Consider the following 10131-nt stretch of genomic DNA (forward strand, 5'->3'; position numbering starts at 1 on the left):
CTGACAATGATCTTTTCTGGAGGGAACTAAAAGGGAATAATATAAGTAGATTGTTAATTTCCATAGTAAACACCCCTATCACCTAGAAGGCACTGAAAAGTGGTGCTTTTCCACTTTTACAATCCCTCGAAGCAAAGAGCGTAGCCGTCGCAATCTTAAAGAATCCTGAAAAAGGAACTGAAAAAGTTGTAAGATACTTTTTCAGTGGCCTCATAACCTAAGAGGTGTTTATGAAAAAAATTTAAGTATTGCATACAACTTTACATTTTCCTAGAGGTTGAATACCGTACAACTAATTCAGGTTCATAACATCTGCCACATGTTGAGATAGAATATTTTCCAGAATACGCTTTTCACTTTCCGGATCATTATTTGTACTGTATAAACTGACCTGATAGCCTCGACTGCTTAAATATGATTCCGCTCCACGTATAATGGATGGAAAGATGTAATCGGAAATTTACGTTGTAATGATAGCTATAGTCTTGTTAGTTTGATTAATTGATTTCCAATCATTATCCCTATCCGTGCAGAATGTTCCTGAACCTTGTTCACGGTAAAGCCAACCTTCACTAACTAACTCACCAATAGCAATGCGAATCGTATGTCTACTCACTCCGAATTCTTTCAATAACTGGTTTTCAGAGCTTATTTTCTGGTGAGGTGAATATGTTCCATCTAATATTCTAGATTTAATAATACGCTTAACTTTTGCTGTATTTTGTTTCCATTTCCCACCCCACCTCATCTCAAAATATTCTCTGTTAATTACTCACCTGAAAGGAGTATTTTGTCTTTGTTTTATATATTTCTCCTGGACTTAAAGTTATAGAATCAAAATGAGGATGGTTAACTGCATCAGGGTGTTTTTGTGTTTCCAAGCAAAGTCCCAAATATTTTTTTGATTGGATTTCCCCTAATTTAAAATTGTTATTCAACATATTACCTGTATAAAAAACCACACATGGTTCACTAGTCTCAACCAATATACTTCTCCCGCTGTCATCATCTTTTAAAAGGATTTCTCCGTTATTATTTTCATCTAAAATGAATGGATGATCATAACCGTTTCCAACGAGGATATTTTGATCATGATCAGATGTTACTCCATCCTTTACCTTTCGCCCTTTGCGGAAGTCGAATGGAGTATTACTTACGGACTCAACCTCACCTGTTGGGATTAGCTCTTTTGTTAATGAAAGAAATCCACTACTTTTCATAGTAAGTTCATGATCAAGAATATCCCGCTTTAATCCGCCACTAAGGTTAAAATACGTGTGGTTTGTAAGGTTGAGCAAGGTTTTTTGATCTGTTTTCCCCTCATATTCAATAGTTAATTCATTTTTTGTATTCACAGTATAAGTTATTTTAACGTTCACGTTACCTGGGTAGCCTTCTTCCCCATCTTGAGACAAATAAGAAAAAACTAAACCTATTTGGTCTTCATTTTCAAAGGGTTCTACATCCCAAAATACTTTATCAAATCCCTCTATTCCACCATGAAGGTGGTTATTTCCATCATTAATTGGAAGTTGATATTTTCTACCTTCTAATGAAAACTCCCCTTTATTAATTCTTCCTGCTACCCTCCCCACTGTAGCACCAAAATAAGGAGAATGGTTTATGTAATCCTCCACATTGTTAAATCCAAGGACAATATTTTCTACTTTTCCATCCATATCCGGAACATATAGCTCTGTTATAATGCAACCATAATTCAAGCAGGTCATTTCAAAAGATTTATTATTTTTGAGTGTGTACGCAATGACTTCTTTACCGTTTAATTCACCAAAATTTGATTGAGTTATTTTCATTTTCCATACTCCTTTCAAGGTTAGAGGAATAGATTCATTCCATTTGTATAGCTTTTCAGTTCTCTATAATCAGTAAACTTTGATAATGGATTTCTGTTTCGATAGTTATACCAAATACTCGTCCAGCCAGCTTCTGAAGCAGGAATGACGTCATTTGTCCATGAATCCCCAACATAATAACAGTTCGAAGGGATTTTCCCTGTTACTTTATTCACATGTAGGAAGATATTTTTATCAGGTTTTGCAATACCAACTGCATCGGAAACAAAAATATACTTCATTGGTATAACATTTAACAAACCCAATTGTTTTATTTTATTCACTTGATGCTCCACTGGCCCGTTGGTAATCATTCCCACGAAAAAATTTTGTTCTTGAAGTGTTTCAATTAATGGATATACTCCATCAAATGGTTCTATTAATTTTTGATTCTGTAAATAAGTGTTTTGGATGTCTGTTGCATCATTATCCGTTAAAATAATACCATACTCTAAAAATGCTTTGATTAGCCTTTGGATTCGCAACTGATGTAGTGCTAACCTTCCCTTTGTATGTTCCATCCATAATAAATCACTGTAGTAACGTACTGTTTTAAATAATTTTTCAATAAATCCATTGTCAGGCTGTTCCAAATACGGTACAACGGCCTTCTTAAATGGAAGCAGTTGATCATATAATGTATCATCTAAATCAAAAAAAACAGCTTTTTTCTTTTCCATTAAAGTTATATCCTCTCCATAACATTAAATAGCCAGTCTCGTTTCTAAACACCATTAAACAAAAGCAGACAATAAATAAGTTAATCGCTTTCTTTAACTCGTACGTATAACTACTTGTTTCATTATAAAACAAATTAGTCCATCGTGTTTTGCAAAACTAAAATATTTTGTGAATCTTCAATTCAGTCATCCGTTTCTTTTTGTGATATCCCCTTCATTTCAATGACGTTACCTATCTTTGCAATTAATAATGTGATAATTACTGCAAAAATGACTACACTATAAAATCCAGCACCTATCCCTATTCCAACACCTCCGACAAAAAAAATCATCGCTGCTGATGTTAATCCTTTAACTTGTAATCCGTCTTTCAGGATAAGGCCAGCACCAATAAATCCTAATCCGGTAACAATTTGTGCTGCTAATCGCATTGGATCCATAACAGTCCCTTCTTGCTGTGAACCATACCGCTCTACACTATAGATAGAAATAATTGTTATCAGCGTACAGGCAACCGCTACATACATATATGTTTTAAGCCCTGCCGGTTTATTTTTTGTAGTTCGATCAAGTCCGATGACAAAACCAATAATAGCGCTTAGCAATATCCTAAAATAGATTTCCAATTCTCGAAACAATTCCCAAAACTCCATGAACTAGTCCCCCTTCGAAGTATTTTTTGTTTACATTATGCAGTAATAAAAAAACAACAATAGTAAAGATCACCACTGTTGAATTATGACAGTTAATCTTCTTAAATTCCAAGATTCCATAATGACGGATTTCCAACAGAAGTTGCCAATGCCCCTGCAGACAAGGCATCTAAAATCTCTTGTTTTTCCTTTATTAAGCCCCCTGCTATAATTGGAAGTTCAATTCTTTCGGTTAATTCATAAATTGCCCTTGGAATTATTCCAGGTAATATTTCAATAGCATCAGGTTTTAAAGCGTGGGGTATCATTACCGTTCGGTCAAAAGCTGTAGAATCAATTAAAAACGATCGTTGAATCGTAATTAATCCCTCCTCTTTTGCCATTGGAATAAACTGATTCTTTGTTGTAATAATTCCTTCAGGTTTCCAATTTTTTGCTACATAGCGAATTCCATCTTTATTATTTGCTAATCCCCCAATAAAATCCAAATGAATAAAAACTTTCTTTCCATGTTTCTTTAATTTATTTATTTGGTCCCCTGTTGTCAGGAGATCCCCTTTCATTATAAAAATAATATTAGACTGACTATGAATTGCAGTTTCTATTAAATTAGTATATGTGACAGAATTGGAGTTACCTATGGAAGCAATCACTTGAGATTCTACCATCTCTATAATAGTTGTTGTCAATTTACTCACCCCTAGTGGATTATACTAACTATACCTTTTTTTCTCAGAACTGCCTACAGAAAACCTCTTATATTCTAAAACGGTTTCTTAAGAAAAGGCTATGTTAAAGGCTAATGTTGATTTTTTAATAGGATGATTTTTAGCGAAATTTACGATACTCCTGCGGGAAAAGCGAGTTCAGGGGAGACCCCGCAAGGTGTGAAACACCGAGGAGGCTCCCGAACCGCCCGCGGAAAGGGAGTGAATTTCGCAAAAATCAACATTGAACGATAACAAAGCCTAAGAAAAAAACACCATAGGGCAAACTATGGTGCTTTCTCAATTTCAACCTCATTTAAATTTTAGAAAAAGTTTTCATCTAGAAAGGCATCCGATTTCTGTAACAGTAAAAAGGCTTCATGAAAATCCTCTTCTCGGACTTCAAACTCTAATATAAAAGACATGCTCTCTTTGTTTGTTCTAGGCTTTAAATTTGGTAACACTCCATGCGCCGACCTTTTTAATGAACCACTTACCATTTCAAATTGAGTTGCAGGTAATAGGGGAATATAATTTGTACTTTCAGGTATACGATCCAGTTTAATTTCTGATATCTTTAATGTTTCTAATTTTGCAGTTGTGGATAAGGCATCATTTTCGTTTTCAAAGAATGCCTGTATTTTTCTCTTCATTGCCTTGCTCCCTTCTGCTCTTTTTATTTCTCTTTACCCGAAGGTAAAACCTGTAAAACATCAGTACCCAAACCAGATTTACATTAAATAACAAAGCAAACCCCATAAAAGAATGGGAGAAATTCCTTTTATGGGGCAGGTGATAATATTTTGGATTGATTTAGCCTATACTTACTAGGCGTCCACATTAATATCAAAATATTCCGTTGCATTATTATAGGAAATATCTTTTATTATTTTCCCCAGCAAAGGATAATCTTTAGGTGCTTCTCCAGAATCAATCCAACCTCCCACTAATTGACAAAGCAATCTTCTAAAGTATTCATGGCGAGTGTAAGAAAGAAAACTTCTTGAATCTGTAAGCATTCCAACAAAAGTACTAAGAAGTCCAATACTAGACAAATCAGTCATTTGACGAAGCATACCATCCTTCTGGTCATTAAACCACCAGCCTGATCCAAATTGTACCTTTCCTCTAATCCCTTCTGTCTGAAAGTTTCCACAAGCAGTAGCAATCACATAATTATGAGTAGGATTTAAGGAATAAATAATAGTTTTCGGTAATTCATTTGTTCTATCTAATCCATTTAAATAACCATTCAATGATTTTGCCAAAGTAAAATCATTGATAGAATCAAAACCAGTATTAGGTCCCACTCTTGCAAACATTCGTTGACTGTTATCACGGAGTGGACCTAAGTGGAGTTGCATCGCCCAACCTAAAGAATGATATAGTCTTCCGAGGTACATTAATATATTGGTTTTATATTTTAATTCTTCCATATTTGTAATGGTTTCTCCATTGAATGCTTTAGAGAAAATAGTAGCCGCTTCTTCATCAGTACATTCTTCAAAAGGAAGAACTTCTAATCCGTGATCGGAAATTCGGCATCCCACTTCATGAAAATAGGATGCTCTCTTTTCAATTGCCTGAAGGAGAGTAGAATAATTAGTAATTTTCACTTCACTAACATTCCCTAGCTCTGTAACATAGTCCATAAAACCTGGTTTTCTAAGTTCAATTGCTAAATCTGGACGGAACGTAGGGAGCACCTTGGTTTTTATGTTTTTATCTTCCTTAATAAGTTTGTGATAACGCAAATCATCCACCGGATCATCTGTCGTTCCTATGACTTTTACATTTGAACTCTCAATAATTTTTTGAGCACTTAAAGTAGGGTCTTTTAACATTCCATTACAGCGATTCCAAACTTCCTCTGCAGTATCTTCACTTAACAAAACATCTGTATGAAAGTAGCGCTTTAGTTCTAAATGTGTCCAGTGATAAAGCGGATTGCCGATAGTATAAGGTACTGATTTTGCCCATTGTTTAAATTTCTCATAATCGCCAGCATCTCCAGTAATATACTTTTCGTTAATACCGAGAGCCCTTAGAGCACGCCATTTATAGTGGTCACCATCGAGCCAAATTTCGGTAATATTTTTAAATGATTTGTTCTCAGCAATTTCCTTAGGACTTAAATGGCAATGATAGTCGTAAATGGGCATCTCTTTGGCATAATCATGATAAAGGATTTTCGATGATTCAGACGTTAATAGAAAATCTTCATTTATAAAGGATTTCATTACGGTCCTCCATTAGTAAAAGTATTTTTCATAAGGAACTGTCGGTTTAACTTCTAGCCCGTTTAACTTCTTTTACAAATTGTTGTGCTAATTGTGTCAGCTTTTCACAATAAGCCTCATCTATTATCTCTTTTGTATTCACAAGAGTGCTTCCAACCCCTGCTGCAACTGCCCCTACTTTAATATATGATCCAACGTTTGATACATTAATACCACCAGTAGGCATCAGTGGAATATGTGGTAATGGTCCGTGAACATCTTTGAAGTAACCTGGCCCCATTATATTTGCTGGAAAAACTTTTATTAAGTCTGCTCCATTTTCATAAGCTGTTAAAATCTCTGTAGGGGTTAATGCTCCTGGAACACTAAGAACACCATACCTCTTTGTCATTTTTATTGTATCCACGTTCACAACTGGTGAAAATACAAACTTGGCACCAGACATAATAGCTGCTCTTGCTGTTTCAGGATCAAGAACTGTCCCCACACCTACAATCGCTTCCTCTTGCAATTCATCAGCTACCAGTTCAACTAAAGAAAGAATTTTAGGTGTCTCTACCGTTAATTCAAGAGCTTTCACACCGCCGGCACTCAAAGCTTTGGCGATTGGTATAATATTGTCCTTATTTGCGCCACGAATGACTGCAACGATTCCACTGTCCTTTATTTGGTTAAGTAAACTCATGTTATCTCCGCCTATCTTTCAAATTCTTTCCAACTTTTTATATTAACGATCAATATCTTCCCTAGTGGAGCGATTCATAAAACTTTCCAATTCATTCCGATCCGCTAACCCTTCAAAATCACCAGGTACTTGAGTGGCGAGAGCACCCATTCCATTTCCCCGCTCCACTACTTTTTCAATCGGAACCCCATCCAGGAGTCCTGATATAATTCCTGCTGCAAAGCCATCCCCTGCTCCCACTGGATCAATCACTGTTTTTAAGGGAAAACCTGGAACTAATCCATAGCCTTCATCCGTGAAATAATACGCTCCTTTAGCCCCTACTTTAATGATGACCAATTCAGGACCTAGTTGCAGGAATTTTTCTCCCAATTTTATTGGATTATTTTCTCCAAACATGAAAGACCCTTCATCTACGCCTGGCAAAAGGATGTCCGCTAATCCAGATAACTCGATTAGAACTTTTCTTGCTTCCTCTTCTGACCACAGTTTTTTCCGTAAATTTGGATCAAATACAACTTGCACACCGTTATTTTTTGCAAATGAAACAGCTTTTAGGATTGATTGATAACAGCTTTCACTTAATGCTGGAGTTATACCTGTAATATGGAGATACTTTGCCTTAGCGATATATCGCTCATCCAGATCTTCTGGAGATAACATACTTGCGGCAGACCCTTTGCGATAATATTGAACTTTCACTTGGTCACCGCTTCTGACCTCTTTGAAATAAAGTCCTGTTGGTGCAGTTTTATCAATTTTTACCTGGCTGACGTCAATTCCTTCTCCCCTTACAAAGGAAATCAATGCTTTTCCAAATTCATCATTTCCTATCCGGCTAATCCATCCAGCTCGGTGCCCTAATCTTGTTAGTCCAATCGCTACATTTGTTTCCGCTCCGCCAAATTTCCTGGAAAAAGAATGTGAATATCTTAACATCGGGGAAGATTCTGGTGTAAAGAGCACCATTGTTTCACCAATCGTAACAACGTCCATCACAAAACCCCCTATAATTAATCACTTTTAGGTGTAAAAATGGAAAAAGCTGCCATATAGTACTAGGGGCAACCTTTTCATCTGGATAAAACGAACTAAACACCTGAATAAGACATGAATCCTCCATCAACAGGGATGGAAATACCTGTAACGAAACCCGACATATTTTCATCAACCAACCAAAGTAATGTCCCTAAAAGATCTTCTGGTTCTCCAAACCTTCTCATAGGTGTATGTGCAATTACTTTTTCTGCACGCTCCGTATAAGATCCATCTTCGTTTGTTAACAATCTTCTATTTTGTTCTGTCAGGAAGAATCCAGGTGCAATAGCATTCACTCGAACTCCTGCAGGTGCCATATGTACAGCAAGCCATTGAGTGAAATTTTCTACACCAGCTTTTGCTGCTGAATAAGCAGGAACCTTTGTCATGGGACTAGGTGCTGACATGGAGGACATATTAATGACGATGGCTCCTTTTCGATTTATCATTTTTTTTGTGAAAATTTGCGAAGGTATTACTGTTCCAACTATATTTAAGCTAAATACAAAATTAAACCCTTCTCCCGTTAAATCAAAAAACGAAGTAATGTTTTTATCTTCAATATCTTCAAGATTAACCGTTTCATTTGTAGTGGATCCTTTTGGATGATTACCACCTGCTCCATTTATTAAAATATCATAACCATTATAGGTTTCAGAAACTATTTTTTCGGCATTTTTTACACTTTCCACATCCATTACATTGCATTCGATTGCAATTGCTTCTCCACCAGCATCACGAATTTCTTGAGCAACAGCTTCTCCTTTATCAATAGTACGGTTCAGGATGGCTACTTTTACACCTTGTCTACCTAATTCCTTTGCCATTGCACCACAAAGGACGCCACCGCCTCCCGTGATCACTGCGACTTTCCCTTTTAGATTACTATTAATTGATAACATTTTTAGTTTCCCCCTTATATCGCTCAAGGCTATCCCATATACCCCATAAATACATAATCCCAAGACCTCGATCATATAAACCATATCCTGGTCTACACTTTTCACCCCAAATATGTCTTCCATGGTCTGGACGGGCATAGCCAATGAAACCAACATCATGGTAGGCTTTCATAATCTCTAAAATATCGACGGAACCATCTTTACTTCGATGAGAAGTTTCGATGAAGTCTCCATTTTCATAGCGTTTTAAATTTCGTATATGGGCAAATGGAATTCTATCAGCAAATTCCCTAATCATCTCAGCGACATTATTTATGGGATTAGCACCTAAAGATCCACTGCATAAAGTAATTCCATTAGAAGGACTGTCAACGAGCTTAACAAATCTTCTTAAACTTTCAGGTCCAGTAATAATCCGAGGCAAACCAAAAATTGGCCAAGGTGGATCATCCGGATGTATTGCCATTTTTATATCATTCGCAGCTGCAACTGGAATTATCTCTTCTAAGAAATAGTGGAGATTATTCCACAAATCATCTTCAGAGACATCTTTATATGCATCAAATAATTTAGATAATTGAGCCAATCTTTCCGGTTCCCAGCCTGGCATTGTAAAATCCGGATTAGTACTTATTGTATTCACAAGTTCCATTGGATCCATATTTTCAACGATAGCTTTTTCATAGAAGAGGGCAGTGGAACTATCCCCCATTTCTTTAAATAAATCCGTCCTTGTCCAATCAAAAACAGGCATGAAATTGTAACATATAACCTTTACACCAACTCTTCCTAGCTTCTCAATTGTTTTTTTGTATTTATCAATGTACTTATCCCTAGTTGGTAAACCGAGTTTAATGTCTTCGTGGATATTGACACTCTCAACCACATCAATATTTAATCCATGCTTATCTGCTTGACTTTTCACTTCCTCAATTCTCTCTAACGGCCATTCTTCACCAGCAGCCAAGTCATGTAATGACCAAACAATTCCTTCTACTCCTGGAATTTGTTTAATGTAATCTAAGCTGACTGTATCATTTCCTTCGCCGAACCACCTAAATGTCATTTTCAATTTATTTTCACTCCTAGACTAGATCTTAATTACATATTACTTCTGTTTCTAGAGAATATAAACGATTATCCCATCTTTTAAATAAATTTTTAAAATTATTAGAAAAGCGCAAGCGCCTATGATCACGAGCGTAGGGCAGTGGAGGAATGACAACAGAAGTCTGCTCTTTGACTTCAGTTGTCACTTCCGAAGTGCCCCGCAGCGAATAAGAAGCAACTGAAAAAGTTTAAAACCACTTTTTCAGTTCCTTTTATTTGTATGGCAATGGCTGCGCTCGTCGCTCGCCTGATAGGAGAAAACC

10 protein-coding genes and 1 pseudogene are annotated in these 10131 nt (G+C 36.3%); all 11 read right to left on the reverse strand.

All coding sequences use genetic code 11. The annotated features are described in order from the left end of the window. Positions 1–304: 304 nt before the first annotated feature. Positions 305–731: pseudogene (locus KS419_RS18955) on the reverse strand (GntR family transcriptional regulator); the annotation flags it as partial. 33 nt (positions 732–764) lie between these two features. After that, positions 765–1814, reverse strand: a complete 1050-nt coding sequence (locus tag KS419_RS18960; protein ID WP_217067954.1) for an aldose epimerase family protein — start codon at positions 1812–1814, stop codon at positions 765–767. A gap of 20 nt (positions 1815–1834) precedes the next feature. Further along, positions 1835–2533, reverse strand: coding sequence for an HAD family hydrolase (locus KS419_RS18965; protein WP_217067955.1), 699 nt, complete (start codon positions 2531–2533; stop codon positions 1835–1837). Between the two features lie 182 nt (positions 2534–2715). Continuing rightward, the gene (locus KS419_RS18970) at positions 2716–3186 is read right to left on the reverse strand and encodes an MgtC/SapB family protein (protein WP_217067956.1); all 471 of its coding nucleotides are present in this window, start codon (positions 3184–3186) and stop codon (positions 2716–2718) included. 101 nt (positions 3187–3287) lie between these two features. Then, on the reverse strand, positions 3288–3875 hold the full coding sequence (locus KS419_RS18975) for a glycerol-3-phosphate responsive antiterminator (protein ID WP_246594276.1): 588 nt from the start codon (positions 3873–3875) through the stop codon (positions 3288–3290). 341 nt (positions 3876–4216) lie between these two features. Beyond that, positions 4217–4546: a hypothetical protein gene (locus KS419_RS18980; protein WP_217067957.1), complete on the reverse strand. Its 330-nt coding sequence runs from the start codon at positions 4544–4546 to the stop codon at positions 4217–4219. Positions 4547–4720: 174 nt separating this feature from the next. After that, entirely contained in the window at positions 4721–6133 is a 1413-nt protein-coding gene (gene uxaC, locus KS419_RS18985; protein ID WP_217067958.1) for a glucuronate isomerase, read from the reverse strand. Between the two features lie 46 nt (positions 6134–6179). Continuing rightward, positions 6180–6818, reverse strand: coding sequence for a bifunctional 4-hydroxy-2-oxoglutarate aldolase/2-dehydro-3-deoxy-phosphogluconate aldolase (locus tag KS419_RS18990; protein WP_217067959.1), 639 nt, complete (start codon positions 6816–6818; stop codon positions 6180–6182). Between the two features lie 42 nt (positions 6819–6860). Beyond that, positions 6861–7814: a sugar kinase gene (locus KS419_RS18995; RefSeq protein WP_217067960.1), complete on the reverse strand. Its 954-nt coding sequence runs from the start codon at positions 7812–7814 to the stop codon at positions 6861–6863. A 95-nt stretch (positions 7815–7909) separates the two neighbouring features. Further along, on the reverse strand, positions 7910–8758 hold the full coding sequence (locus KS419_RS19000) for an SDR family oxidoreductase (RefSeq protein ID WP_217067961.1): 849 nt from the start codon (positions 8756–8758) through the stop codon (positions 7910–7912). Continuing rightward, positions 8745–9830: a mannonate dehydratase gene (gene uxuA, locus KS419_RS19005; protein ID WP_217067962.1), complete on the reverse strand. Its 1086-nt coding sequence runs from the start codon at positions 9828–9830 to the stop codon at positions 8745–8747. The genes KS419_RS19000 and uxuA overlap by 14 nt, the downstream gene beginning before the upstream one ends. Between the last annotated feature and the right edge of the window lie 301 nt (positions 9831–10131).

It is taken from the genome of Evansella tamaricis (genome assembly GCF_019042215.1).
In the GTDB taxonomy this organism is placed as follows: Bacteria; Bacillota; Bacilli; order Bacillales; family Salisediminibacteriaceae; genus Evansella; species Evansella tamaricis.